Annotated in this window: 18 protein-coding genes, 3 pseudogenes and 1 riboswitch; of the genes and pseudogenes, 12 read left to right on the top strand and 9 right to left on the bottom strand. The window is 70.9% G+C overall.

Features of this window, described 5'->3' with window-relative positions:
- Window positions 1-2: 2 nt before the first annotated feature.
- The 3 genes and pseudogenes from GKE56_RS07035 to GKE56_RS18190 form a co-directional block, all read right to left on the bottom strand.
- Window positions 3-3,008, bottom strand: coding sequence for a S8 family serine peptidase (locus GKE56_RS07035; RefSeq protein WP_154683932.1), 3,006 nt, complete (start codon window positions 3,006-3,008; stop codon window positions 3-5).
- 213 nt (window positions 3,009-3,221) lie between these two features.
- Window positions 3,222-4,253 (bottom strand): MFS transporter, encoded by a 1,032-nt coding sequence (locus tag GKE56_RS07030; RefSeq protein WP_154683931.1) that lies wholly within the window; start codon window positions 4,251-4,253, stop codon window positions 3,222-3,224.
- Window positions 4,254-4,350: 97 nt separating this feature from the next.
- Window positions 4,351-4,566: pseudogene (locus tag GKE56_RS18190) on the bottom strand (hypothetical protein); the annotation flags it as partial.
- A 161-nt stretch (window positions 4,567-4,727) separates the two neighbouring features.
- Here GKE56_RS18190 and GKE56_RS07020 point away from each other — a divergent pair.
- Window positions 4,728-5,603 carry a LysR substrate-binding domain-containing protein gene (locus GKE56_RS07020; RefSeq protein ID WP_154683930.1) on the top strand — a complete coding sequence of 292 codons (876 nt, stop codon included), beginning with the start codon at window positions 4,728-4,730 and terminating at the stop codon, window positions 5,601-5,603.
- Here the strand turns inward: GKE56_RS07020 and GKE56_RS07015 are convergent.
- Window positions 5,519-7,246 (bottom strand): FG-GAP-like repeat-containing protein, encoded by a 1,728-nt coding sequence (locus tag GKE56_RS07015; protein WP_370518490.1) that lies wholly within the window; start codon window positions 7,244-7,246, stop codon window positions 5,519-5,521. The two genes, GKE56_RS07020 and GKE56_RS07015, sit on opposite strands and share 85 nt — an antisense overlap.
- Before the next feature lie 68 nt (window positions 7,247-7,314).
- Here GKE56_RS07015 and GKE56_RS07010 point away from each other — a divergent pair, with 68 nt between their 5' ends.
- The 3 genes from GKE56_RS07010 to GKE56_RS07000 all read left to right on the top strand — a co-directional run bounded on the left by GKE56_RS07010 (window position 7,315) and on the right by GKE56_RS07000 (window position 10,698).
- Entirely contained in the window at window positions 7,315-7,983 is a 669-nt protein-coding gene (locus tag GKE56_RS07010) for a hypothetical protein (protein ID WP_154683928.1), read from the top strand.
- Window positions 7,984-8,212: 229 nt separating this feature from the next.
- Complete coding sequence (locus tag GKE56_RS07005; protein WP_154683927.1) at window positions 8,213-9,505, top strand: alkaline phosphatase family protein; 1,293 nt, start codon at window positions 8,213-8,215, stop codon at window positions 9,503-9,505.
- A gap of 77 nt (window positions 9,506-9,582) precedes the next feature.
- Complete coding sequence (locus tag GKE56_RS07000; RefSeq protein WP_154683926.1) at window positions 9,583-10,698, top strand: alkaline phosphatase family protein; 1,116 nt, start codon at window positions 9,583-9,585, stop codon at window positions 10,696-10,698.
- Between the two features lies 1 nt (window position 10,699).
- Here GKE56_RS07000 and GKE56_RS06995 read toward each other — a convergent pair whose 3' ends face one another.
- The gene (locus GKE56_RS06995; RefSeq protein ID WP_154683925.1) at window positions 10,700-11,098 is read right to left on the bottom strand and encodes a hypothetical protein; all 399 of its coding nucleotides are present in this window, start codon (window positions 11,096-11,098) and stop codon (window positions 10,700-10,702) included.
- A 111-nt stretch (window positions 11,099-11,209) separates the two neighbouring features.
- On the bottom strand, window positions 11,210-11,986 hold the full coding sequence (locus GKE56_RS06990) for a DUF5995 family protein (RefSeq protein WP_230209250.1): 777 nt from the start codon (window positions 11,984-11,986) through the stop codon (window positions 11,210-11,212).
- A gap of 69 nt (window positions 11,987-12,055) precedes the next feature.
- Between GKE56_RS06990 and GKE56_RS06985 the strand changes: the two genes are divergently transcribed.
- The 3 genes from GKE56_RS06985 to GKE56_RS06975 are packed head-to-tail and all read left to right on the top strand — an operon-like array spanning window position 12,056 to window position 13,954.
- Window positions 12,056-12,652: a hypothetical protein gene (locus tag GKE56_RS06985; protein ID WP_154683924.1), complete on the top strand. Its 597-nt coding sequence runs from the start codon at window positions 12,056-12,058 to the stop codon at window positions 12,650-12,652.
- The gene (locus GKE56_RS06980; protein ID WP_154683923.1) at window positions 12,649-13,485 is read left to right on the top strand and encodes a hypothetical protein; all 837 of its coding nucleotides are present in this window, start codon (window positions 12,649-12,651) and stop codon (window positions 13,483-13,485) included. Before GKE56_RS06985 ends, GKE56_RS06980 begins: the two co-directional genes overlap by 4 nt.
- A gap of 40 nt (window positions 13,486-13,525) precedes the next feature.
- Window positions 13,526-13,954: a hypothetical protein gene (locus GKE56_RS06975; protein ID WP_154683922.1), complete on the top strand. Its 429-nt coding sequence runs from the start codon at window positions 13,526-13,528 to the stop codon at window positions 13,952-13,954.
- A 9-nt stretch (window positions 13,955-13,963) separates the two neighbouring features.
- On the opposite strand, the gene GKE56_RS06970 is transcribed toward GKE56_RS06975, so the two are convergent.
- A complete protein-coding gene (locus GKE56_RS06970) occupies window positions 13,964-14,767 on the bottom strand; it encodes a TetR/AcrR family transcriptional regulator (RefSeq protein WP_154683921.1) in 804 nt (267 codons plus the stop codon).
- A 203-nt stretch (window positions 14,768-14,970) separates the two neighbouring features.
- Here GKE56_RS06970 and GKE56_RS06965 point away from each other — a divergent pair, with 203 nt between their 5' ends.
- Together GKE56_RS06965 and GKE56_RS06960 are read left to right on the top strand one after the other, a co-directional pair.
- Window positions 14,971-17,238: an efflux RND transporter permease subunit gene (locus GKE56_RS06965; protein WP_154683920.1), complete on the top strand. Its 2,268-nt coding sequence runs from the start codon at window positions 14,971-14,973 to the stop codon at window positions 17,236-17,238.
- 125 nt (window positions 17,239-17,363) lie between these two features.
- Complete coding sequence (locus GKE56_RS06960; RefSeq protein ID WP_154683919.1) at window positions 17,364-18,824, top strand: hypothetical protein; 1,461 nt, start codon at window positions 17,364-17,366, stop codon at window positions 18,822-18,824.
- An 87-nt stretch (window positions 18,825-18,911) separates the two neighbouring features.
- Here GKE56_RS06960 and GKE56_RS06955 read toward each other — a convergent pair whose 3' ends face one another.
- Window positions 18,912-19,064, bottom strand: a complete 153-nt coding sequence (locus GKE56_RS06955) for a hypothetical protein (RefSeq protein WP_154683918.1) — start codon at window positions 19,062-19,064, stop codon at window positions 18,912-18,914.
- Between the two features lie 201 nt (window positions 19,065-19,265).
- On the opposite strand from GKE56_RS06955, the gene GKE56_RS06950 reads away from it, so the two are divergent.
- Window positions 19,266-19,724, top strand: a complete 459-nt coding sequence (locus GKE56_RS06950) for a hypothetical protein (protein ID WP_154683917.1) — start codon at window positions 19,266-19,268, stop codon at window positions 19,722-19,724.
- Here the strand turns inward: GKE56_RS06950 and GKE56_RS06945 are convergent.
- Window positions 19,678-20,109 carry a nitroreductase family deazaflavin-dependent oxidoreductase gene (locus GKE56_RS06945; protein WP_195908269.1) on the bottom strand — a complete coding sequence of 144 codons (432 nt, stop codon included), beginning with the start codon at window positions 20,107-20,109 and terminating at the stop codon, window positions 19,678-19,680. The genes GKE56_RS06950 and GKE56_RS06945 overlap by 47 nt on opposite strands.
- 96 nt (window positions 20,110-20,205) lie before the next feature.
- Window positions 20,206-20,328, top strand: a riboswitch (SAM riboswitch).
- A gap of 73 nt (window positions 20,329-20,401) precedes the next feature.
- On the opposite strand from GKE56_RS06945, the pseudogene GKE56_RS06940 reads away from it, so the two are divergent.
- Both GKE56_RS06940 and hrpA read left to right on the top strand, forming a co-directional pair.
- Window positions 20,402-21,726: pseudogene (locus GKE56_RS06940) on the top strand (bifunctional o-acetylhomoserine/o-acetylserine sulfhydrylase).
- Between the two features lie 79 nt (window positions 21,727-21,805).
- A pseudogene (gene hrpA / locus GKE56_RS06935) lies at window positions 21,806-25,691 on the top strand (ATP-dependent RNA helicase HrpA).
- Window positions 25,692-25,773 lie beyond the last annotated feature (82 nt).

Below are 25,773 nucleotides of genomic sequence, written 5' to 3'. Positions count from 1 at the left end.
GGCTACGACAGGACGGTGTAGGTCACGACGAGGTGGACCGAACCGAGGTCGTAGTCGTACTCGTTCATGGAGTTCACGCCCGGCTCGTTGGGCACGTAGATCGTGCCCTCGACCTCGTGACTGGAGCTGACCAGCCCGGTCGCCGAGACGGGGCCGAGCGTGCGCCACGCGTTGGTCGTCCCGGTGAGCAGCTCGGTCGTGAACTGGTACTCCTGAGTGCCCCACCGCGTGAAGCCGACGCCCAAGACCGAGGGCGCCAGCGAGTTGCCGTAGGCGTCCACCCGGAGGGAGGTGTAGCCGATCGCCGACGGCAGCGTGAACGAGTACACCGCGGCGGCGACCTGGCCACCGTTGGTGCTGGGGTCGCACACGTTGCTGAGCCACACGCCGTTGGGCGCGAAGTCGGACACCGTCGGGTCTGCGCCGGCACACGAGAGGTCGGTGCCGCCGGCCGAGGTGAACTGGGCTCCGGACCGGGTCAGGGTCGCCGTCTTCGTCAGCAGCCGCCTCGAGCTGGTCCACACCGAGTACCGCGCGCTGCCCCGACGGTTGCCCGCGGGGTCCTGGGCGGTGAGCGTCCAGTAGTACGTGCTGGCCGGCACGAGAGCGCCTGCGCTGTTGCGACCGTTCCAGGCGATCGACGTCCGGCCGGCCGGGAGGTTGGCCGAGAACGCCCGGACGAGCGCACCCGAGCTGGTCCGGACCGTCATCGTCACCGTGGCCCGCTCGCTCAAGGTCAACGACGGGGCGAAGGAGTCCCGGTAGTGGTCGGGGTAGGGGTAGAACCCGCTCCCGCTGCCGCTGATCGAGGACATCGTCGGAGCGATCTGGTCGACCACGACGGTGGCGAGGATGCTGCCCCAGAGGGTCATCGAGGGGGTGGCGCGGCTCGTGATGATCCCGAGCCGGTACGTGCCGCTGGGGGCCCGGGCGCCGGTGTTCAGGACCCCGTTCCAGGTCGCGCTGTGGGTGCCGGCGAGCTGCGTGCCCAGGGCCACGGGTCCCCGGACGACAGCGCCGGCGGCGTTGAACACAGCGAACCGAACGACCTCGGTGTCGGGGAGGATGTAGGTCGCCTTCGACGAGTCCAGCCGGCCATCCCCGTTGGGGCTGAACAGGTTCGGCCAGACGCTGGAGAAGCGCGGGTGCAGCGACAGCGCCCTGAACGTCACGGGGCTCGACACGGGGCCGTTGCAGCTACCGGTCGCGGAACAGCTCACGACGGTGAGCGTGTGGGTGCCGTCGCTCAGCGCGCTCATCGAGGACGCCAGGGTGTAGGGAGCGGCGTAGTCCAGGCCGCGCCGCACACCGTCGACGAGGAAGGCGACAGCGCCGCCGGGGGCGGAGGCGGTGAAGGTGGCGTTGCCGGTCAGCAGCTGCGAGGGGGTCGGGGAGGTGACCTGCGGCGCCTCGTTGGCCACCGTGACGCTGGCCTGGGCGACAGCGGTGTTGCACAGGGCGCCGAGGCTGCAGTCGTAGGCGGTGATCGTGTGCGGCCCGTTCGGGACGCCGTAGGTCGACCACGACACGCCGGCGGTGCCTCCGACCACCCGTTGGGGGAGGCTCCCGAGGGGACCGCCGTCGACGGCGAAGTTCAGCTCGGGGGCGGTCGAGGACGCCGACAGCGAGACAACACCCGCGACGGTGGCTCCGTCAGCAGGAGCGGTCAACGTGGGCACGCTGTCGGGCCGGAGCGCGTCCTGCGCGGCGCGGAAGTCGACCTGACCGGCGCCGAGGCCGAGTCCGGCATACCCGTGGGCCGAGCGCACGATCGCCGCGCGGACGTCTGCCGCGTTCACCGCTGGCCGCATCGACCACAACAGCGCGGCCTCGGCCGCGACGAGTGGGCTGGAGAACGACGTGCCGTCGGCGACGTCGTAGTTCGGCTGGAAGTCGATGGTGCCCGAGGTCGGCGTCGTGCTGTGGATGCCGGTGCCCGGGGCGCCGACGGTGACCCAGCTGCCGTACTCGGAGAAGGGGGCACGGTGCCCGGCGGCATCCGTGGCGCCCACGGCGACCACCTGCGGGTATGCCGCGGGGTAGCTCGGCGTGGTCGTCGCGTCGTTGCCGGCGGCGGCCACGACGAGGACACCCTTGCCCTGCGCGTACGCGACGGCGTCGCTCTCGAGCTGGGTGGGGGTGTCGCTGCCGAGGCTGAGGTTGATCACCTTGGCACCGTGGTCGGCTGCCCAGTCGATACCGGCGGCCTCGGCATCCGACCAGATCTGGCCGGTGGAGTCGGCGACCTTGACCGCCATGACGCTCGCACCCATGGCGGCGCCGGCCACGCCGATGCCGTTGTTGCCGGTCGCGGCGGCCACGCCGGCGACGAACGTCCCGTGCCCCACGGTGTCGGTGACATCTGTTCCGCTGTCCACGGCGTTGTAGGTGTCGCTGATGCGCCCGACGAGGTCTGGGTGCGACACGTCGACCCCACTGTCGACCACCGCGATCTTCACCGTTGCATCACCCTGGTGGACGTCCCATGCCGCGGGGGCCGAGATCGCGTCAAGGTAGGGCGCCGTCGTGGAGTAGTACTCGTCGTTGGGGACGAAGCTGAGCGTCTTGCGCACCACGACGTCGACTCGCGCCACGTCGGAGCGCTGCCTCAGCTGGGCGGCGATCTGGTCGGCCTGCCCTTGGGGGACGGCGATGGAGACCGTTCCGAGCTGCCGCAGCACCCGGCGCTGCTGCGCGCCCTGCGCCTTCGCCGCGCGGGCGACGTCGGCGAGCCTGGTCGACACGTTCGCACCGCCACGCACCTTGACCGCCAGCACGACCTTGCCCGACTCGCGCTGCACCGCGAGGGTGCGCAGCGCATGCGACGCCTTGGGGTCGGCCGAGGCGGGCTTCTTCGCAACGTTCGATCGCAGCTGCTCGAGGCGGGCCTGCTTGCCTCCGGTCGAGCTGTCGGCAGCGCCCGCCGCAACCGCGATGGACGCTGACGGGACGAGCAGCCCCAGGACGACGGCAGCACAGACCACCGAACGACGACGGACCAAGTGCATGGAACCCCCTCGACAGTCCGCCAGGCCTCACGGTGAGGGCCTGGGCGGAACGACTTCCCGCCGCACAGTCAGCGACGCGTACATGTTCTACCGCCTCAGACCCCCTATGGCCGGGATGTCACGAATTTCGGCCATTTCGGACGATGTGACCAGCCCGCGCAGGCCGGCGGTGCCCAGCGGCGGGGTGCTGGTCGCAGGCGCGAGCCGCGGGGTCTAGCCGCGGGGGAGCAGCGACGGGCGCACGACCCGCACCGAGAAGGCCGTCAGCCCGACTCTGAGCGAGGCCGTCCGGGCCAGGTGACGGCAGACGAGCATCGTCGCGACAGCCGGCACGGCGCCGGAGACGAACAACCCCATCCGTGCGCCGAGGTGCTCGGCCAGCAGCCCCACCACCGGACCGCCGAGCGCACCGCTACCGATGAAGACGAGCATGTAGAGCCCCACCACGCGACCACGCAGGTGGTCAGCAGCCGCCAGCTGGACGAGGGACTGCGCCGAGGTGAGGAAGGCGAGGTTGGCCGCCCCCACGGCAGCGAGCAGCAGGACGAACGCGGGCTGGTCGGGGGCCGCGGCGGCGAGCACGAGCGCCGTCGCGAGAGCCCAGGCCGCGAACCCGACCGTGCGCAACCGCAGTGGCCTGGTGCGCCGTGCGGTCGTCATCGCACCGACCAGCGCGCCCGTGGCCACGATGCCGTTGAGCACGCCCAGCCCGGTTGCGCCGGAGTGGAACTCGTTCTTGGCGAAGGCGGCGAGGGTCACCGGCAGGCTGATGGTGAAGAAGCCGAACGCCCCGACCATGACCACCGGCCACAGCACCGTAGGCGTGTGGAGCGCGTACGACAGCCCTTCGCGTATGCCGGGTGCAGCCGGCGCGGGCTCCTCGCCCGCGGCGACCGGCGCGACCGATGGCGTGACCCGGTCCGCGCCGCGCATCAGGAGGAGTGCCACGACCGGTCCGACGAACGTGATCGCGTTGACGGCGAAGGCATAGCCGGCTCCGACGGCGCCCATGAGAACGCCACCGACTACCGGCCCGACCATGGCGCCGAGCTGGAACGTGCACGAGACGAGGCTGATCGCGTTGGGCAGGTGGGCGTGGTCGACGACCTCGGACACGAAGGACTGCCGGACGGGATTGTCGACTGCTGTGACGACGCCGAGCACCAGAGCGAGTGCGAAGACGTGCCAGACCGCGACGTGACCAGACAGGGCAAGCCCGGCGAGGGTGGCTGCCGTGGCGGCCATCGACAGCTGCGTGGTCAGCAGGATGCGGCGCTTGGGGGAAGCGGTCGGCCAGCAGGCCGCCGTGCAGACCGAAGAGCAGGGTCGGCAGGAACTGGCAGGCCGTCACGGCGCCGACAGCCACCGGGCTGTCGGTGATGGTGAGAACGAGCCAGTCCTGCGCGACCCGTTGGATCCACCCGCCGGTGCCCGAGAGGAGCAGGCCGCTGAGCAGGAGCCGGAAGTTGCGGTTGGACAGTGCGGGGAAGTTGCGTGAAAGGACTGCGGTGGCAAGGGAGTCGGAGAGGGGGACTGAAGTGTCGGCGGGAAGGCCCATGTGTCGTCCTGGACGAGGTTCGGTGCGGTTCTGGTTGCGTACCGGTCCAGTCTGGGGGCTTCGCGGAGTGCACGCCCTATTGTTGGCGAGAATGAGTGGTATAAGTGTTATTGCGTTAGATGATGAGTGCCCGCCAGTAGTGTCGTCCGAGGAGCCCCGTCGTGTACGAACCCGAGCTGCTGCGCACGTTCCTTGCCGTCGCGCAGTCGCTCAGCTTCACCCGGGCGGCGCAGTCCCTCGGTCTCCGCCAACCCACGGTTAGCCAACACGTCCGGCGCCTGGAGGACGCGGTGGGGCGGCCCCTGTTCCTGCGCGACACGCGTCGCGTCGCGCTCACGTCGGACGGCGAGGCGATGGCCGGGTTCGCCCGCGACATCCTGGCCGCGCAGGAGCGAGCGGTCGGGTACTTCACCGGGTCGCACCTGGCCGGTCGGCTGCGTTTCGGGGTCACCGACGACCTCGCCCTGACCCCGTTGCCGCGCATCCTGCGCGACTTCCGTCAGCTCTACCCGCGGATCGACCTCGAGCTCGCCGTCCTGCAGAACGACAGCCTCCTGCGCCGGATCGAGTCCGGTCACCTGGACGTGGCATTCGTCAAGCGCAGTGCGGGCACCCCGACCCTCGCCAAGGGCCAGCTCGTTCGCCGCGACCAGCTCGTGTGGGTGGCCGTGGACAGCCTGCGGCTCGATCCTGAGCAGCCGGTTCCGCTCGTCGTCTACCAAGCACCGAGTCTCAGCCGCGCGGTCAGCGTCCAGGCCCTGGAGAAGCAGGGCAGGCGCAGCCGCATCACCTGCACCGTGCGCGGGGTCAACGGTGTCCTGGCGGCGGTCCGGGCCGGGCTCGGAATCACCGTCATGGCAAGGACCCTCATGCCGTCGGACCTCGTCGAGCTGCCGACGTCGAGCGGTCTACCGAAGCTCCCGCACCTGGACCTCGTGCTCCTGACCAACCGTCAGGCGCCGGCCGAGGCGGCCGCGGCGCTCACCTCGGCGATCCTCGCGAGCGGAGCACCGCTCAAGCCGGTCTCGCACGGCTGAACCGCGACCCCACGGCGTGCGTGCCACGCCGCGCCGCGCCACGTGGTCCTCAGCGGACGCCGAACAAGCCGGGTGGTGGCGCCCCACGGCACCGTGATGCGCTTGGCGGCAAGGAAGGCGCCGGTGCCCGTTCCCGGGAAGACGTAGTCCAGGTTCGCCGAGGTCCGCGCGATGAGGTCCGCGCGACCGTCGCCGGTGAGGTCGCCGGTGGAGAAGACCGTGTTGTAGGCCTGCCAACCCCCGGAGACGAGCTTGCCCGGCCGGTAACCGCTCGCCGTGCCCGTCGTGTTTCCGGTCCCGGCGTAGAGGTAGAGCGCGCCGGATGCGGTCCGGGCGAGCAGGTCGGGCCGCCCGTCGCCGGTGACGTCTCCTGGCGTGATCACCTGGGTGAGCAGCTGCCAACCGGTGGCGATCCGTCGGGGAGCCCCGAGGAAGCCGCCCGTGCCGTTACCCGCCAGCAGCCACAGCTCCCCGTTCGCCTTGCGGGCCAGGAGGTCTGGCTTCTTGTCACCGTTCATGTCGCCCGGGCCGAGGAGATCGATGTACCCCGTCAGGCCCTGCGCGATGAGGGTGCCAGCACCGAGGAAGCCGCCCTTGCCGTTGCCCTTGTACAGGTAGAGCTTGCCGGTGCCGGTCAGTGCGAGCACGTCGGACCACCGGTCGCCGTTCCAGTCGCCGGGGGAGACGACCTGGGTGAAACCGTTCCAGCCGGAGCTGATCTTGACCGGAGCGCCGACCGTCCCGACCGCGGTCGGGTAGTAGTACAGGTCGCCCGTGCCGGTGCGGCCCATGACGTCACCGCGCCCGTCGGCGTTGAACCCGGGGATCGGTGGCAGGGGTGCGCTGGGCACCTGGGTGTAGGGCAGGCCGGAAAGGGCCTTCCAGTCGTTCGCGGCGACGCGCCCGGTCTGGGTGAGCTTGGCCGCCTTCTGGAAGCTCGTCACAGCTGTGGCCGTCAGGGCGCCGAAGTCGCCGTCCGCGGGTCCGACGCTGTAGCCGCGGCGGTTCAGCTCCAGCTGCAGGTCGCGCACGGGCCAGCCCGTGGATCCCGATGCGAGCGTGAGCGAGCCGTAGGCGGCATACAGGTTGGCGGTCTGGACGGGGATCGGACCACTCGTCGTCGAGTAGGTCGCGTAGAGCGCGGCCTTCTGCCTGATGGTGTCCATGAGCGGATAGAGATACTTGCCCGGGCAGAGCGTGTAGGAGGTGTTCTGGTGGGCGTTGATGGCGGGGAGCGTGACGCTGACGCCCGCCGCGTACTTGGTGCCGGCTCCACCCTGTGAGGTCAGCCGAGCGGTGCCGAGCGGGTTGACGCCGTACTGGGAGAGCTTCCAGCCGGCGACCTTGGCCAGCGAGTCGACCATGGCGTCGGGCGCGGTGGTGGTCTCGTAGTTGCCCATCGCTGCGATTCCCATGGTGTCGGTGTTGAACCCCATGGCGTGGGCGCCGCGGACCGGCAGTGTGATGGAGCCCGCGCGCCCCTCGTAGACGCGTCCCCACTTGTCGACGAGGAAGTTGTAGGCGATGTCGGCCCACCCGAGCCCGAGCGTGTCGTAGGCGTAGATGCCGCGCACCTGGGCAGCGGCGGTGGCCTGGGTGTAGTCGTTCGTCCCCGCGGTGTGGTGGATCACGATCGACTTGATGGTCGTGCTCAGCGTCTCGGCGTGGCGCAGGCTCTCGTCGGCTCCCCCACTGGGCGCGGGTGATGATCGTGGGCTGCAGGGCCGCCGCGGAGGCCGAGCCCGCGGGAGTCGACGGGGTGAGGCTGTCGTCGGCGGGCGAGCTGCCCGGGTCGATGGTCGTCACCTTCAGGTCGGGCAGGCTCTGGCCGTCCGGGGTGTCCACGCGCACCTGGACGCTCGTGGCGCCGTCGGTGACGAGGGGAGTGGTGCCGACGCGGGCGTTGGTGGATTCGCCGGTGGTCGAGTCGGGCCCGTCGTCAGGGATCGCCAGCGTCTCCCATCCGCTCCAGCCGGCGGCCTCCTTGACCCGCATCCGTACGAGCACGTCAGTGGCCTTGACGCCGGCGCTGCGTGCCCAGGACACCCCCGCCACCGTGAAGCGCTTCTCAGGGCGCTCACCGGTGAGGACGGACACCTTCAAGGTCTTCGCGACTGCCGCGGTGGCCCGCTGTGCGCCGGCGTTCGGCGGCGCGACGGCGGCGGCGGCAGCCGCGGCACTCTGCGCGGCCGGGGTGGTGGCCGCCGAGACCGGGTCGATGCCCCCGATCCGGGAGCTCACGACCGACGGGGCGACCGGGCGGGGTTTGGCACTCGCCGCGAACGACACCGTGGGGAGCGCGACGAAGGCTGGCGTGAGGGCGATGGCGAGGGCAGCAGAGATCAGGCGCACGATGAGTCCGGAGGGTCAGCAGGGGTAGATGTGACGACAGTGAAGAATGGCATCCGTTGGGTGCGATGTCCTATCCGTGCGTCGTTTTATGACCGTTCGGACGACCTGCCTCCGGCGTGTCGCGTGGCACACGCCGGGTGTGATGCAGGGTGTGCCGCGCGGCGGCATGCACGGCGGGAGGCACAACCGACGTGAACCCGAGGTGAACACTGGGTGGTGCCCGTGACCTCGACAGGCCCCGTCGAGTTGTCCCCGGCATGGAGATCACCCGCAGACAGCTCATCGCAGGCACCGGTGTGGCGGTCGGGGCCTCGGCCCTCGGCGTGCCAGCGCTGTCAGCCGACGCCGCCACCGCCGTGTCCAGCACCGCCAGCAGGTCCAGCGCGGTCCTGCCCCCACCGCAGCAGTCCGGCATCGAGCACATCGTCGTGGTGATGATGGAGAACCGGTCGTTCGACCACTACCTCGGCTGGTTGCCCGGGGCCCGTGGCCGACAGGGCGGACTGAGCTACGTCGACCGGTACGGCGTGGCCCACCAGACCCACCACCTCGTCGACTACCAGGGTTGCGCACACCCGGACCCCGACCACTCGTTCGAGGGCGGGCGCGTGGAGTACAACGGGGGCAAGTGCGACGGCTGGCTCAAGGCGGGCGACAACGACACCTTCGCAATCGGCTACTACACCGACGCCGACCTCGCCTTCTACGGCAAGGCTGCTCGCGACTGGACCGTCTGCGACAACTACTTCTCCGCCATCCTCGCCGAGACCTACCCGAACCGGTTCTACCAGCACGCGGCCCAGACCGACCGCCTCCACAACTCGACGACCACGGCGACGATGCCGACGATCTGGGACCGCCTGAAGGACGCCGGCGTGTCCGGGACGTACTACTACTACGACACGCCCTTCACGGCGCTGTGGGGCCAGAAGTACCTGGACATCTCCAAGCCCTATTCGTCCTTCCTCGCCGACGCGGCCGCGGGCACCCTCCCGGCCGTCTCCTTCGTCGACCCCAAGTTCCTCGACGAGGGCACCGGTTCGAGCGCGGACGACCATCCCCACGCCGACATCCGGGCAGGTCAGTACTTCCTGAGCCAGGTGTACGACGCGGTCACCAGGGGACCGGGCTGGGAGTCGACCGCGCTGGTCATCAACTACGACGAGTGGGGCGGGTTCTTCGACCACGTGCCCCCGACGACGGCTCCCGACGCGCACCCGGAATGGGGCATGCGCGGGTTCCGCGTCCCCTGCCTGATGATCTCGCCGCGAGCGCGTCGGGGGTATGTCGCCCACGACGTCTACGACCACACCTCGGTGCTGAAGATGATCGAGTGGCGCTGGGGGCTCGCGCCGTTGACCCCGCGGGATGCCGCGGCCAACAACCTGGCCGAGGTCCTCGACTTCTCGACCGCCCCGCAGACCACGGTTCCGCAGTATGCCGTGGCGCCTTTCACCGGAACCCCCTGCGCACCAGGCAGTTTCACCGACTACTCCGACTGGCGGGCTCTCAAGGACCTCGCCGTGGCCAATGGATGGAGCCTCCCGTGAACGTTTCCCTTCGCACTCCTGGGTCGAGCCCCCGAGGGTCCCGTCGTCGCCGGGCACGGGGCGTCGCGCTGTCCGCGATGGCTCTGACGGCAGCGTTCGCCGCGACGGCTGGTCTGCTCGCTGGCGCCCAGCCGACGTCCGCCCAGCCCACGTCCGCCCAGCCGCGGGCAGCCCGCACCGTGAGCCGGCCGGCATACCTTCCGGCGACCAAGCACGTCTTCGTCATCAACCTCGAGAACAAGGGCTTCGACGAGACGTGGGGCCCGGCCTCCCAGGCGCCGTACCTGTCCACCACGCTGCGGGCGCAAGGAAACCTGTTGTCCCAGTACTACGGCACCGCCCACAACAGCCTGCCGAACTACATCGCGCAGATCAGTGGTCAGGGTCCCAACCCGCAGACGCAGGGTGACTGCCAGGCGTTCAGCAACTTCGCCGGCAGTGGCACCGCGAGCCCCGGCCAGGCAGTCGGTGACGGGTGCGTGTACCCCGCCTCGGTCCCGACGCTGCCCGGCCAGCTGGAGAAGGCCGGGCTCACCTGGCGCGGCTACATGGAGGACATGGGCTCCCCGTGCCGCCACCCCGCCCTGAACGCCCAGGACGACACCCAGAAGGCGCGGGTCGGGGACCAGTACGCGACCCGGCACAACCCCTTCATGTACTTCCACGCGATCATCGACTCCCCGACGTGTGCGGCGAACGACGTCGACCTGACCCAGCTGCACACCGACCTCGCCTCCGTCGGCACGACCCGCAACCTGACCTACATCACCCCGAACCTCTGCCACGACGGGCATGACTCGCCGTGCGTCGACGGCTCGGCCGGCGGTCTCGCCGCCGCGGACGCCTGGCTGCGCACCTATGCCCCTCTGATCACCAGCTCGCCAGCGTTCACCCGCGACGGTGTCCTCATCATCACCTTCGACGAGTCCGACGGCCCCCAGACCGACGCCACGGCCTGCTGCGGCGAGGGGCCCGGCCCCAACAGTCCGCTCCCGGGGATCAGCGGCCTGGGAGGTGGGCGCGTCGGCGCCCTCGTGATCTCGCCCTTCGTCCGGCCGGACACCTTCAGCAGCACGCCCTACAACCACTACTCGCTGCTGGCCAGCATCGAGGACCTGTTCGGGCTCGAGCACCTCGGCTACGCGTCGCAGGCCGGCCTCAACCGCTTTGGCCTGGACGTCTACAACAGGTAGGTCACCGAGACCAGGCGCGCGCCTCGAGTGGTTGCAGAGTGCTGGCCAGGGTCCCCAGGGCCCGGGCGGCAGTGAGCCGGTTCGCGAGGTCCCCGGCGCGCGCCGCGACCGCCACCGAGTGCGCGCGCTGTGCGCCCGCCTCGGTGACGGCCGATGAGGGCCTCACCCAAGGGTCGAGCCGAGCGCGCCCCTGCTGGAGGTCGGCCAGGCACCAAAGACAGAACAGGCGGCCATCGCGGCCAGCTCCGACCCGCTCACCGATCGCGAGCACCTCGCCGCAGTCGCAGCGCCCATCGCGCAGGAGGCCGACCAGGTGCGGCAGATCCCTGAGGGGCGGCCTGGCCGCGCTGGTCGCGCTGGTCGTGCCGATCGCTCTGGGCGGGCTGGTCCGGCTGGTCACGGAAACGAACGCTATGGGCCGGAACGCCCCGCCACCGGCCAACCGTCGTCGCGTGGCCTGTTCGACCGATGCAGGTTCGGGCGTGCGGACGAGGTGCGCCGGCCGCGCTCCTCACGCGGGGCGGGCCGGCGCAGGGGGGAGAGTCACCCCGAAGCCGGCCACCGCCAGCCTGAGCAACACCTGGCCCGGGGCGAGGAGATCGGCGATCCGAGCGGCGCTGAGCACCTCCAGCTCCGCCAGCCGCTCGGCATACGCCAGCGGGCCGATGCGGCGCGCGACCTGGAGCTCGCCGGTGTTGTGCCACACCTTCTGTCGGGCCTCGCGCAGGAACCTCCTCGAGCTGAGTCGGTTCAGGGGCTGGAGGAGGCGGTCGAGCACCGATCGGGGAGTCACCGATGCCAGCTCGCCGTCCTCGGCTGCCACCCGACCGGCCAACACCGCGTCGATCCGTTCGTGGTCGCGACGGCGTCGAGCGAGCAGGACCGGATCGTCGAACTCCGCGTCGGTGATGACGTCGAGCAGTGCTTGGGGCAGGTCGTAGTTAACGTGCGCGTTGATCCCCACGAGCACATGGCGCAACGCCGGCAGCTCCGGTGGGGCGTCGAACGCCAGCTGCCAAGGCCGCGGTACCTGGGGACTTGCCCCGAGGTGGAGGTCGAGCGCGGCGAGGTAACGACCCGCAAAGGCGACATCCCAGCGCTCGACCCAGACGGGGTCCTCGAAGGCGGCCGCCTCGACCGCCGCGCCCACCGCGGCGGTGGTTCGGCGGTAGGTCTGCAGAAACACCTGGTCGACGGCCCGATCGGGTGGAAGGACGGCGAGCCGCTGGTCCATCGCCGCCAGCACCGCCCCGATCGAGTCCACTGGCGACGCGTCAGGACCGGACACGGCAACTCCTCTTCACGCTGGTCCGTGCACGACTATTCTCGGACCACAGTCGAAAGGCAAGGTTCGCCCATGCCAGCTCGTCGTGGTCCGAGGACGTTCGACCCGGTTGCACTGGGGCGCGTCGAGACCGAGGCATGGGCGTCCTACTACCGGCACGAGTGGCTTCGGGCGCTGCGCGCGTTCCTCGGTATGGTCCGTGCAGGGTTCTCGCTCAACCCGGTGCTGACGGTCGTCGCCTCGTGGCACGTCCTGCGGGCCAACCAGGCCTGGGCACCGTTCCCCGACAACGACCCACAGGCCGCGCGCGCGGCCATGCGCCGGTTCTACGCGCTCGTCGCGCGGCACACGGACCTCGACCTCGATCCCGTTCGCGCCAGCGAGCTCGAAGTGGCGTGGTGGCACGCGCACCGAGCCCATCAGCACGACCCGTCGGTGCCGGCGTCAGACGTCGTGGGCGCCGTGGCCGACCTGTACAGCTACGTCTACACCGTGCCGGAGGAGCGGGTCGTCGATGCGGCAACCCTGCGCGTCCGGGCGATGGACCTGTCGGACGCCTGGGTTCGGGCCGGAGCAGATCGCGCCCACCCGCTGCTCGCGGAGGAACGACGGGTGCTCGTGGCCTCGTACGCCGCGCTCCTCGACGCGGTGTCGCGGGCGTCGGCATGACCGGGGATCGGCCCGTGGTGCGGGACGACCGGGTGCTGCGTTCCACCCGGCTGCTGTCGCTGTTCATCGCACCCTTTCTCCTGGTCGCGTTCGTCATCCTCTACGGCTTCCCCGGTGACACCCGCCGGCTGTGGGCGTGGCCGATCCGGCCCACGATGACGGCGATGGTGCTGGCCGCGGCATACCTCGGCGGGTGCTACTTCTTCGTCCGGGTCCTGACCGAACGGCGTTGGGCCGCAGTCAAGTTCGGGCTCGTGGCCGTCGTGGTGTTCTCCTCGTCGCTCGGGGTGGTCACCGTCGTCCACTGGGACCGGTTCACGCACGGGAGCCTCGCGTTCTGGCTCTGGGCCGGCCTGTACTTCACCGCGCCGTTCCTGGTCGCCGCCGCCTGGGTGGCCAACCGTCGGTATGCCGCGCCGGCGTCCGCCGACGAACCCCGGCTCGGAGCCGTGGCCACGTCGGTTGTCGCCGCGTTCGGGGTCCTCGCGCTGGTCACCGGGCTCACCATGGTGCTCGCGCCGTCCGTGGTGCTCCCGGTGTGGCCGTGGACGCTCACCGCGCTCACCTGCCGGGTGGTCGGGGCCGTCCTCTGTCTGGGGTGTGCCGGCCTCGGGGTGCTCGTCGACGCGCGGTGGACCGCGTTGCGGCTCATGGTGCAGGTCGAGGTCGTGATGGTCGTCCTGATCCTCGTGGCGGCGGCTCGCGCCCACGCGGAGTTCGACCCCGGCCGCGTCCTGACCTGGCTCATGCTGGTCGGCTTCGCGGGCCTGCTGGCGGGGGCGGGCGCCCTGTGGCTGGCTCACGAACGACGCTCGCACCGGGGCTGGGGATAACTTCGAAGGCTTGGCGGCCCGCTGGGCCACGATGCCAGGCATGAGCTACCACGACCTTCCCGAGGACATCCGCACCATCGCCCTCACCGACCCGCTCGTCCAGGCCGATGTCATCGACCTCATCCTCGGCCTCGAGGTCCGCCACGGAGGAGGGGTGGCGCTGATGGTGTGTGACAGCCTCGACCGAGGAATCCAGCCGGTCGTCGTCGACGACATTCCCGACACCGCCGACGTGAGCGGCTTTCGGGCCCTGCTCGACCTCCTGCTGCCGGTCGTGGGGGAGGCGGGCGGATCGGTGCTGATCGGGCGCGGGCGCCGCCGCAGCCTCGTCCCCACCGACCGCGACCGCGCCTGGCACCAGTGCGCGATCGAGGCGTGTCGGCGCCACCGCGTGCGCCTGCTCGGCTTCCACCTCGCGACGCCTCAGGGCGTCGAGGCGTTGCCGGACGTGGTCAGCGAGGCATCGTGACCCGGCGACTCAGTACTCGTGACTCGCGATCTCCTGGAGGCGGTCCCACTCCGCGTCGATGGTGAGCTCGCGGCCGATGTCGAGCATCGCCGCGCGGAACAGCGCGCCCGAGCTGATGAAAACCGGGTGCACGTGCCCGAACACCTCGAGGGTCACCGTGCCGTACAACCGCGCCCAGGCACGCTCGAACATCCAGATCATCCCCGGGGTCACCAACCCCGCGGCGCCCACCCCGGGCTCGATCTGGGAGCGCAGGGCTGCCAGCACTTCGGGGTCGAGGTCGGCGTCGTCTGGCACGGGGAACCGGTAGCGCTCCCACAGCCGGCCGAAGATCTCGCCGAAGAAGGCCCCGAACAGGTCGACTCCGGTCTCGCTGGGCAGGCACCCGTCCAGCGAGGTGATCGGCACCTGGGTGGATATGCCGGCGGAGTCGTCGCCGGACGTGCTGGTCGGGCCGGGTGACGCGGCCGAGGCGAAGACCAGCTGGAACTCCTCACGGTGCGTCATGGCCCAGCCGCGAAACGCCGCGGCCGAGGCGACGATCTGCGCGGCCGGGTCGTCGGGCGCCTGGGCGTCGCGCGCGAGCGTCATCGAGTCCACGACGTCCTCGAAGACCGACCGGGCGACCAGGGCCATCAGCTCGGCGTGGCTGTCGACGTACCGGTAGAGCGCCGGCGGGGTGAGGCCCATCGCCGTCGCGACCGCCCGGATCGACACGTCCTCGCCGTCCCGAAGCAAGCGACGAGACACCTCGACGATCTCGTCGTAGGTGGCTTGGCGCTGGCGTTCGCGCCGGGTGGGCGTGGCTGTCATGGCGCTCCTGTCGGGCTTGTCGGGCCGGCTTGTCTCAACGGCTTATCTCGCCGGCTTGTCTCAACGGTTCGTCCCACGAGTTAAGCATGAACCCTTGACAACTTAGTTTACATCCATCACGGTTATCGATGTAAACATTCGTGATTGAGCGTAGCGCGGCGAGGCTGGGTCGACGAGCGCACCGTGGAAGGGACGTGGTGGGCATGCACGCATGGGGAAGCTTCGTGGCGCGGCGGTCGTGGGCCGTGCTGGTGGCGGGCATCGTGGTCGTCCTGGCCGCGGCGGCATACGGCCTGGGGGTGTTCGGGCAGCTGTCCAACGGAGGGTTCGACGACCCGGCCACCGACTCGGCGAAGGAGCTCGCGCTCGAGCAGCACACCTTCCCGGGCCGCGACGCCGACCTCGTCGTCATCTACTCGAGCAGGACCTCGCGGGTGACCGACGCACCCTTCCGCTCGGCAGTCCAGAGCACGCTGGCGGCGCTGCCGAAGGCGGATGTCGCCCACGTCGTGTCGTACTACGACACCCCGGCGCCCAGCCTGGTCAGCAGCGACGGGCGCGCCACCCGGGTCGTCATCACCTTGGCCGGCGCCACCCAGAACGCCAAGAGCGACGACTGGGATGCCGTCAAGGACCACCTCGCCGCGCCGGGCGTGACGACGAACATCGGCGGGCGGTGGGCCGTCTTCGGCGACGTCAACACCCAGGTCGCCAAGGACATCTCGCGAGCGGAGTCCCTGTCGCTGCCCATCGTCTTCCTGCTGAGCCTGGTCATCTTCGGCAGCCTCGTGTCGGCGCTGATGCCCACCCTCGTCGGAGGGATCGCGGTGATGGGCGCCTTCGCGGTGGTGCGCCTCATCACCGGGGTGACCGAGGTGTCGGTCTTCTCCATCAACGTCATCACCCTGCTCGGCATGGGTCTGGCGATCGACTACGCGCTGTTCGTCGTCAGTCGCTTCCGAGAGGAGCTGGCCCACGAGCCCGATGCCTCCCGGGCCAGCGTCGACCGCGCGCTCGCCCGGACCATGGCCAGCGCCGGTCGCACCGTGCTCTTCTCCGGGCTGATCGTCGCGGCCTCCCTGGCGTCGCTGCTGCTCTTCCCGCAGAACTTCCTGCGCTCCATGGGCTACGGGGGGATGGCCGCGGTCCTGGTGGCGATGGCGGCGGCACTCACCGTGCTCCCGGCCGTCCTCGGCGTGCTGGGGCCGCGCATCGAGTTCGGCCGGATGCCGTGGCGCCGCGGGGCGCGGGCCCGCACCGCTGACGCGCGCATCCCGGACGCGCTCCACGGGACCGACCAGGAAGTCGTGCACGGGGCCTGGGCGCGCGTGGCGCACAGCGTCATGAGGCGACCCGTGGCCTATCTCGTGGCCATCGTGCTCACGTTGCTCGCCGTGGCCAGCCCGTTCGCCGGCGCGCGGTGGGGCAGCGTCGACGAGCGGGTGCTCCCCGCGAGCTCGCCCAGCCGCGTTGCCGCCGACCTACAGGCGCACCTGTTCGGCGGCGAGACGGCGTCGGCCCAGATCATGGTGCGCGGTGGCGACGACGCGGGTGTCCGGGCCTACGTCGGCCGGCTCGCCGCGCTCGAGGGCATGAGCTCGGTCAGCCCGGCCGCGACCTCGGGTGCGGGAACCGACCGGCTGACGCTCGTCGAGGCCACCTGGCGGGGCAACTCCCAGACTCCGGCGAGCCAGGACCTCCTGCGGCGCGTGCGGGCCGTGAACCCCGGCAGCGGCGCGACCGCGCTCGTCGGCGGCCCCACCGCCGATGCCGTCGACCTCATCAGCTCGATCGGCAGCCGCCTGCCGTGGATGGCCCTCACGGTGGCCGCGGTCATGCTCGTGCTGCTCTTCGTGGCGTTCGGTTCGGTGGTGCTGCCGCTCAAGGCGATCGTGATCAACGCCGTGTCGATCGGCGCCAGCTTCGGCGTGGTCACGTGGATCTTCCAGGAGGGCCACCTCGCGAACGTTCTCGGGTTCACGTCCCCGGGATACCTCGACGTCACCCAGCCCATCCTCATGCTCGCGATCCTCTTCGGGCTCTCCATGGACTACGAGGTGTTCCTGTTGAGTCGGGTCCGCGAGGAGTGGGACCGCACCGCGGACAACACGCGGTCGGTGGCCGTCGGCATCCAGCGCTCGGGTCGGATCATCACGAGCGCGGCACTCCTGCTCGCCGTGGTCATCGGTGGTTTCGCCACCAGCGGCATCGTCTTCCTCAAGATGATCGGCGTGGGCATGCTCGTCGCGGTGCTGCTCGACGCGACCGTCGTCCGGGCGCTGCTGGTGCCCGCGACGATGCGCCTGCTCGGCCGCGCCAACTGGTACGCGCCGGGGCCCCTGCGCCGGTGGTGGGAACGGCACGGCCACCGCGAGCAGTCGGCCGGTCCGGCACCGGCGTCCTCCTCGGCGTCAGGGCCTGGGTCGGGCACTGCGACAGCCCAGCCACCGAGCCTGCTGGGCACTCGCTGACCTCGTCGCTACCGACATCCTCCGTGGGCTCTCGAAGGCAAACGCGCTGGTCAGCGTCGCGCACCGGGTCCTGACAGGGCCGAACGGGGGAGGGACGCGGTGACCACGACGGCGATACTGGAAGGGTGCTGGGGACGGACTTTGCTCGCACCCTGCGCGCGGCGCAGGGTGGCGACAGCGCTGCCTTCCTGCGGCTGTGGCGGGACGGCAACGTGGTGGTCGTGCGCTACCTGAGGGTTGTCGGGGCGCCGGATCCGTATGCCGCCGCGCGCGACGGGTGGCTCACCGTGGTCCGCGGGTTGCGCACGTTCCGCGGTGACGAGACCGCGTGGCGGGTCTGGATCCTCGCGTGCGCTCGCCTGAGTGCCGGTGGACGCACGGCGCACCGCGGCTGGCCGGCGACCGCGCTGTCGACAGTGCCGGGGACGGCGCATGGGCGCACGCCGACCGGCGATGCACCGGGGACCGGCGAACCCGCCGACGACGTCGAACCGCTCGTCAACCGAGGGGTCAACGACACCATCGCCGCGATCAGCGAGCTGCCGCTGGGTCAGGGCGAGATCCTCATGCTCCGACTCGTCGGTGAGCTCCCGGTCGCCGCCGTGGCTGACGTCGTCGGCACGGACGTCGTCGCCGTGCACCGGTCGGAGGACAAGGCCATCGAACGTCTGGGCGCCGAGCGGGAGCTGATCGCCTGGTCCCTCGCGGCTCCGCCGCTCGCGCTCGAGCTGGGTGGGGAGCGGGCCGCCGTCAGCGCCTTCCGCAGCCTGCCCCGGCGCAGTCCACAGGCCGCTGGGACCACGCGCGTCATCGCCGTGGGCTCGGTACGCGGAACGGCCCCGCAGACCGCGCTCGGGCGCTCGCGCACTGCGCTGGTCGGCATCGCCGCCCTGTCGGCCACGATGATGTCGCTGGGTGGACTGAGCGCCGCCGCCTACATGGGTGCGTTGCCCGACAGCATCCAGCAGGTCATGCACCAGGTGATCGGGGCACCCGCCCCCGGGGCGACCACCCGGGGCGGATCCGTCGCCTCGGGCTCGCCCACGGGATCGCTGGCCACCACGAACGCGGCGGTCGGGCTGTGTCGGGCCTGGACGGCCGACCAGGCCAAGGGCGTCCCTCGCGCGAAGTCCGCGGCCTTCGGCAAGCTCGCCGACGCAGCCGGCGGATCGGCGATGGTCGACACCTACTGCCAGTTCGCCACCAAGGGACAGCCGTCGTCAGCGACTGCGATCCCGCACCCGGACCGCACCGTCCCGGGCTCGCCCACGCACCCGGTCAAGACCAAGACGTCCAAGCCGACCCGGGCCGCCACGGGGCGACCCAGCACCAAGCCCCCGCACAGCCCGAGCACCCGGACCAGCACCCGGAACGGTGGGCCCGGAACTGTCGGCAGCCCGGGCGGTCGAACCCCGACCCCGAAGGCCAAGGCTCCCGTGGCCACCTCGACCCTCAGCACGCCGAAGGCCGCCGCGGGCAAGGCCGCGGGCGCGGTCACGAGCAGGGCCACGAGCAGCGCGACCAGCAAGGCGACGAGCAAGGCCGCGGTGGGAAGCCAGGCCTCCGGCTCGTCCCGCGGTCGCTAGCCCGTGCGGTGTCCGGTGTCGCCGGTGCCGCTGGTGCCGCCCCAGGGTCGCCCTCGGCTCGCGCTCGCGTAGGCTTCCGGCCGTGCTCTACCCCCTGACCGCAGCGGTGTTCGTGCTGGCCGTGATCCTCACCGTGGTCGCGGGCTGGTATGCCGCGCGGAGCCGGCTCGTCGACGACCGCTTGCTGCTGGTCGCCGCGCTCCTCGAGGTAGGCCTGCTGGTCCAGCTCGTCGTGGCCATGGTTCACCTCGGCCGCGTCCCGGGCGACTCCGCCGAGCGGGCCACCTTCGCGGCATACGCGATCACGCTGCCGTTGGTGCCGCCGGCGGCGACGTTCCCTCGCGCTCAAGGAGAAGACCCGCTGGTCCATGGGCGTCGTCGCGGTCGGGGCCTTCGCGGCCGCGGTGATGACGGCGCGCCTGCACCAGATCTGGAGTGCCCGTGGCTGACGACGACACCGCGACGACGTCCACCCGCTCGGGCCCCGGGGTGGTGCTGGTCGCGCTCTACGGGTTGCTCGCCCTCGCCGCGACCGGACGCTCGATCCTGCAGATCACCGAGTACTTCGACCGGGCGCGGCTCGCGTACCTGCTGTCCGCGCTGGCTGCCGTGATCTACGTGGTGGCGACGGTCGCCCTGGCGCGCGGTGACCGCACCTCGTGGCGCGTCGCGCTCGTGGCCATCTCGACCGAGCTCGTCGGCGTCCTCACCGTCGGGCTCGCGTCATACCTCGCGCCCAGCGCGTTCCCCGACAAGACGGTGTGGTCGCACTTCGGTTCCGGCTACGGCTTCGTGCCGCTGGTGCTGCCGGTGCTGGGCCTGCTCTGGCTGCGCCGGGTGAACCAGCGCTCGGTCACACAGCTTCCAGGAGGAACACCGGGATCAGCCGGTCGGTCTTGACCTGGTAGTCGGCGTAGGGCGGGAACGCGGCGACGCAGCGCTCCCACCACTGCTCGCGCTCCTCGCCCGAGATCTCGCGGGCCCGGACGGTCCAGGTGCGCTCGCCGTCCTGGAGGTCGAGGACCGGGTTCTTGCGCACGTTCGCGTACCACTGGGGGTGCTCCGGAGCGCCACCCTTGCTCGCCACCGCGGCATACACCCCGTCGTGCTCGACCCGCATGAGCGGCACCTTGCGCACCTTGCCCGAGACGCCGAGCATCGTGAGGAGCACGACCTGTCGGTCCTGGACCGACACCGAGTGGGTCGTGCCAGTCGCCTCGATCTTCTCGACCTGGTCGCGGACCCAACCGCTGGTACTGGGAGCGTATTCGCCGGTAATCGTCATAAACACCCCAACACCGGCACCCGCGCAGATATGCCCCCGTCCGCGATGAGAGATGGGTATGCCGGATCGGACCGTCCGCGACGTAACCTGCCGACAGGTCATGAGTGCCAGCGCGAAGCCCCGGCTCGCTGGCCGGCAACCCTCCAACCGCGGTGGGGTGCCCCGGGTGAGGACCTGGCGACCGGTGCCGCACCCGCGGACCAGTCGCAAGCGCGGGCGGCTCACCACGTGTCCCCGCAGCCAGGCCGCCCGCCTCGGCGCGAGCGGTTCGACGACACGAGAGGTCACGACCATGAGCGACACCCCCAGCTGGTCCTTCGAGACCCGCCAGATCCATGTCGGACAGGAGCCGGACGCGGCCACCGGCGCGCGCGCCCTGCCGATCTACCAGACCACCTCCTACGCCTTCAGGGACACCGAGCACGCCGCGAACCTGTTTGCCCTCAAGGAGTTCGGCAACATCTACACCCGGATCATGAACCCGACGCAGGATGCCGTCGAGCAGCGCGTTGCCTCGCTCGAGGGCGGGGTCGGTGCCCTCCTCGTGGCGTCGGGTCAGGCTGCCGAGACGCTGGCGATCCTCAACATCGCCGAGGCGGGCGACCACCTCGTGGCCAGCCCGAGTCTCTATGGCGGCACCTTCAACCTGCTCAAGCACACCCTGCCGAAGTTCGGGATCGAGGTGACCTTCGTCGAGGACGCCAACGACCTTGCTTCGTGGCGGGCCGCGGTCCGGCCCAACACCAAGCTCTTCTTCGGGGAGACCATCTCGAACCCGAAGTCGGAGGTCCTCGACATCGAGGGGGTTGCGGCGGTGGCGCACGAGGCCGGCGTCCCGCTGGTTGTCGACAACACCATCGCCACGCCCTACCTCATCCGCCCGCTCGAGTGGGGCGCGGACGTCGTCGTCCACTCGGCGACGAAATACCTTGGTGGACATGGCACGTCGATCGCCGGGGTGATCGTCGACGGCGGCACCTTCGACTTCGCCGCCGACCCGGAGAAGTTCCCGAACTACAACACTCCGGAGGAGAGCTACCACGGGCTCGTGTTCGCGCGCGACCTCGGCGTGGGCAGCCCGCTCGGCGCCAACCTCGCGTTCATCCTCAAGGCGCGGGTGCAGCTGCTGCGCGACCTCGGGCCTGCGATCGCGCCGTTCAACGCGTTCCCTCATCGCACAGGGCATCGAGACCCTGAGCCTGCGGATCGAGCGGCACCTGGAGAACACGCACCAGGTGGCGGCCTACCTCCAGGGCCGTGAGGAGGTGGAGCGGGTCGTGTGGGCATCGCTGCCGGACCACGAGTCGTTCGCGAAGGCGCAGAAGTACACGCCGCGGGGCGCGGGAGCGGTGCTCGCGTTCGAGATCCGGGGGAGGGGTGCCGGCCGGTCGCCGGTTCGTCGAGGCGCTCACCCTGCACAGCCATGTGGCGAACATCGGCGACGTGCGGTCCCTCGCCATCCACCCCGCCTCCACCACCCACTCGCAGGGTCCGGACGCCGACCGCCTCGCCGCGGGTGTCACGCCCGGGCTGGTGCGTCTTGCGGTCGGCATCGAGCACATCGACGACATCCTCGCCGACCTCGACCAGGGCTTCACCGCCGCGAAGGGCGCCTGAGGGCAGCGCACCCCGGCGCACCCTGGCGCACCCCGGCGCACCCCGGCGCACCCCGGCGCGGCGAACGTATGCTGCGGGCATGTCCTCCGCCGGTTCCCCACAGCCCTCGGCTGCCCGGAACCGGCGCAGGCCGCCGCGCCGGGGACGGGGTGCGGCAGCCCCGGGGCGCGCACCGCGCCCGGTCATCGCGCTACCCGATCTGCGATACCCCGAGGAGCTTCCGGTCGTCGCCCGCAAGGACGACATCGCCGCAGCGATCCGGGACCACCAGGTGGTCATCGTCGCGGGGGAGACGGGCTCGGGAAAGACCACCCAGCTGCCGAAGATCTGCCTGGAGGTCGGCCGCGGTCGCGAGGGCCTGATCGGCCACACCCAGCCGCGCCGGATCGCCGCGCGGTCGGTCGCCGAGCGGATTGCCGAGGAGCTGCAGGTCGAGCTGGGCGGGGTCATCGGCTACCAGGTGCGGTTCGCCGACGAGTCGAGCGATCGCACCCTCGTCAAGGTGATGACCGACGGCATCCTGCTCGCCGAGATGCAGCGGGACCGGATGCTGCGCAAGTACGACACGATCATCATCGACGAGGCGCACGAGCGGTCGCTCAACATCGACTTCATCCTCGGCTACCTCAAACAGCTGCTGCCGCAACGCCCCGACCTCAAGGTCGTCATCACCTCGGCCACCATCGACCCGGAGCGGTTCGCCCGTCACTTCGCAGGCACCGATGGCACGCCCGCGCCGATCATCGAGGTCTCGGGCCGCACCTATCCCGTCGAGGTGCGCTACCGACCACTGGTCGACCCCGACCGTCCGGAGGGTCGAGGGAGCCCAGGCCGCAGGCGGGGAGGAACGCGACCAGGTGACCGGTGTCTGCGAGGCCGTCGAGGAGCTGTGGACCGAGCGCGGCGCCGACGGGTCAGGGCACGACATCCTGGTCTTCCTCTCCGGTGAGCGGGAGATCCGCGATACGGCCGAGGCGCTCCAGGCCCTGGACCTGCCGCAGACCGAGGTGCTGCCGCTGTACGCGCGGCTCTCCGCGGCCGAACAGCACCGCGTCTTCGGGCGGGCCACCGGGCGACGGATCATCCTGTCCACCAACGTCGCCGAGACGTCGCTGACGGTGCCGGGGATCCGCTACGTCGTCGACGCAGGCACTGCCCGGATCTCCCGCTACAGCCAGCGCACCAAGGTGCAGCGGCTGCCGATCGAGCCGGTCTCGCAGGCCAGCGCCAACCAGCGTGCGGGCCGCTGTGGTCGGCTCGCCGACGGCATCTGCATCAGGCTCTACTCCCAGGAGGACTTCGAGTCCCGACCGGAGTTCACCGAACCCGAGATCCAGCGCACGAGCCTGGCGTCGGTCATCCTCCAGATGACCGCACTCGGGCTCGGCGACGTCGGGGCCTTTCCGTTCGTCGACCCGCCGGACGCGCGTCAGGTGGCCGACGGCGTGCGGCTCCTGGAGGAGCTGGAGGCGTTCGACAGCGACCGCAGGCTCACGGCATACGGGAAGTCGCTGGCCAGGCTCCCGCTGGACCCACGCCTCGGGCGGATGCTCATCGAGGCGGGCCGGCTGGGCTGCACTCGCGAGGTGCTCGTCATCGTCGCCGCCCTGTCGATGCAGGATCCACGTGAGCGGCCGGCGGACAAGCAGACCCAGGCCGACCAGTCGCACGCACGGTTCCGCGACGAGCACTCCGACTTCATCTCGCTGCTCAACCTCTGGGCGTACCTCAAGGACCAGCAGAAGGCGCTGTCGCACAGCGCGTTTCGTCGAATGTGCCGCGCCGAGTACCTGCACTACCTGCGGGTGCGCGAATGGCAGGACCTGCACAGCCAGACGCGAAAGGCGTGCGAGCAGCTCGGGATCGACCCCAGGCAGAGCACCGCCGCCCCGGGTGAACCGCCGGTCGCGGACGTCGTCCACCAGGCCCTGCTCGCCGGCCTGCTGTCGCACATCGGGCTGCGCGACGAGGCCAAGCGGGACTACCTGGGCGCGCGCGGTGCGCGGTTCGGCATCTCGCCCGGGTCCACGCTGTTCCGGCGGCAGCCCACGTGGGTGATGTCGGCCGAGCTCGTCGAGACCACTCGGCTGTGGGCGCGCACCAACGCGCGCATCGACCCCGTCTGGGCCGAGCGACTCGCGTCGCACCTCGTCAAGCGCACCTACTCCGAGCCGCGCTGGTCGCGCAAGCAGGGGGCGGTCGTCGCCACCGAGCGCGTCACGCTCTATGGCGTGCCGCTCGTGGCCGCCCGCACCGTCCAGTACTCGCGGGTGAACCCGGAGGAGGCCCGCGACCTGTTCATCCGGCACGCGTTGGTCGAGGGTGACTGGGACACGCACCACGAGTTCTTCGCCGCGAACCAAGCTCTGCTGCAGCGGCTTTCGGAGCTTGAGGAGCGTGCGCGTCGGCGCGACATCCTCGTCGACGACGAGGACCTCATCGCGTTCTACGACGCGAGGATCCCGGCGGAGGTGGTGTCGCAGCGACATTTCGACCGGTGGTGGAAGGCCGCCCGTCGTGAGTCGCCCGGGCTGCTGACCTTCACCGAGGAGCTCTTGACCCGGGACAGCGCGCAGGACGTGTCCGCGACGGACTACCCCAAGGTCTGGCACCAGGGCGGGCTCGAGCTGCCGGTGACCTACCAGTTCGAGCCCGGAGCCGCGGCGGACGGTGTCACGGTGCACATCCCGGTTCAGGTGCTCAACCAGGTGACCGATGACGGGTTCGACTGGCAGGTGCCGGGGCTGCGCGAGGACCTCGCGACGGCGCTGTTGCGATCGCTGCCGAAGGCCACGCGGGTGCACTTCGTCCCGGCGCCCGACCACGCCGCACGAGCCCTGGCCGACGCCCAGCCCGGGGCTGGGCGCAAGCTCGCCGACGAGCTGGCCCGTGTCCTGCGGGCGCGCACCGGGGTCCAGGTGCCGCCGGACCAGTTCGGTGCCGACCGCGTCCCGGACCACCTGCGCATCACCTTCGCCGTCGAGGACGGCAGCGGCCAGGTCCTCGCCAGCGGCAAGGACCTCGGCTCACTGCAGGGCGCGCTCGCGGGACAGGTGCAACGCCGGATGTCGAGGGCCGGAGCATCGATCGAGCGAAAGGGGCTGCGGCAGTGGGACTTCGGCGTGCTGCCCGAGACCTTCGAGTCGCAGTCCGGCGGCCAGACTGTCCACGGCTTCCCGGCCCTGGTCGACCGGGGCGACTCGGTCGACCTCGTCGTCATGGCGGGGGAGCGCGAGGCGCACGCCGCGACGGCGCTGGGGGTTCGCAGGCTGCTGCTGCTCACGACCACCGCGCCGTGGAAACGCGTGCTCGCCCGCCTGACCAATGCCCAGAAGCTCGCGCTAGGGTCCAACCCGCACGGCTCGGTGCCGGCCCTGCTCGAGGACACCCTCGCGGCTGCCGTCGACTCCATCGTGGCCGAGCGGGCAGGTGGGGTGGTGCGGGATGCCCAGGCGTTCGAGGAGCTGCAGACGGCGGTGCGGACGCATGTCGCCACCCGAGTCCTCGCCGTGCTCGACGACGTCGAGCCGGTGCTGTCGGCGGCTCGCGAGGTGAGTGCCGCCCTGGACCGGCTGACGAGCCCCGCCGCGGCGCCGCTGGTGGCCGACGTGCGCGCCCAGCTGGAGAGCCTGGTGTATGCCGGCTTCGTCGCCGACACCGGCGCCGACCATCTCGTGCACCTGCGGCGCTACCTGCGCGCGATGCTCCAACGTCTCGACAAGGCCACCTCCTCACCGTCAGCCCTGGCTCGTGACGCGGTCAGCCAGGAGGTCGTCGACCGTGTCGAGATCGCCTATGCGGACCTGCTGGCCTCGCTGTCCCGGGTCGAGCGGCGATCGGCGTCCGTGCGAGCGGTCGGCTGGATGGTCGAGGAGCTGCGGGTGAGCCTGTTCGCGAACGGGCTCGGCACGGCATACCCGGTTTCGGAGAAGCGCATCCGCGCCGCGATCGCCGCCCTCACCTGACGACTTATTGCCCTGAATCCACCGTCCCGGCGCCCAAAGGGCGCCGTTCCAGTGGATTCAGGGCAATAAGTCGGAGGGACCG

Origin of the sequence: Nostocoides sp. HKS02, from assembly GCF_009707485.1 — a bacterium.
In the GTDB taxonomy this organism is placed as follows: Bacteria; Actinomycetota; Actinomycetes; order Actinomycetales; family Dermatophilaceae; genus Pedococcus.
This window is presented reverse-complemented; position numbering and strand designations above follow the sequence as displayed.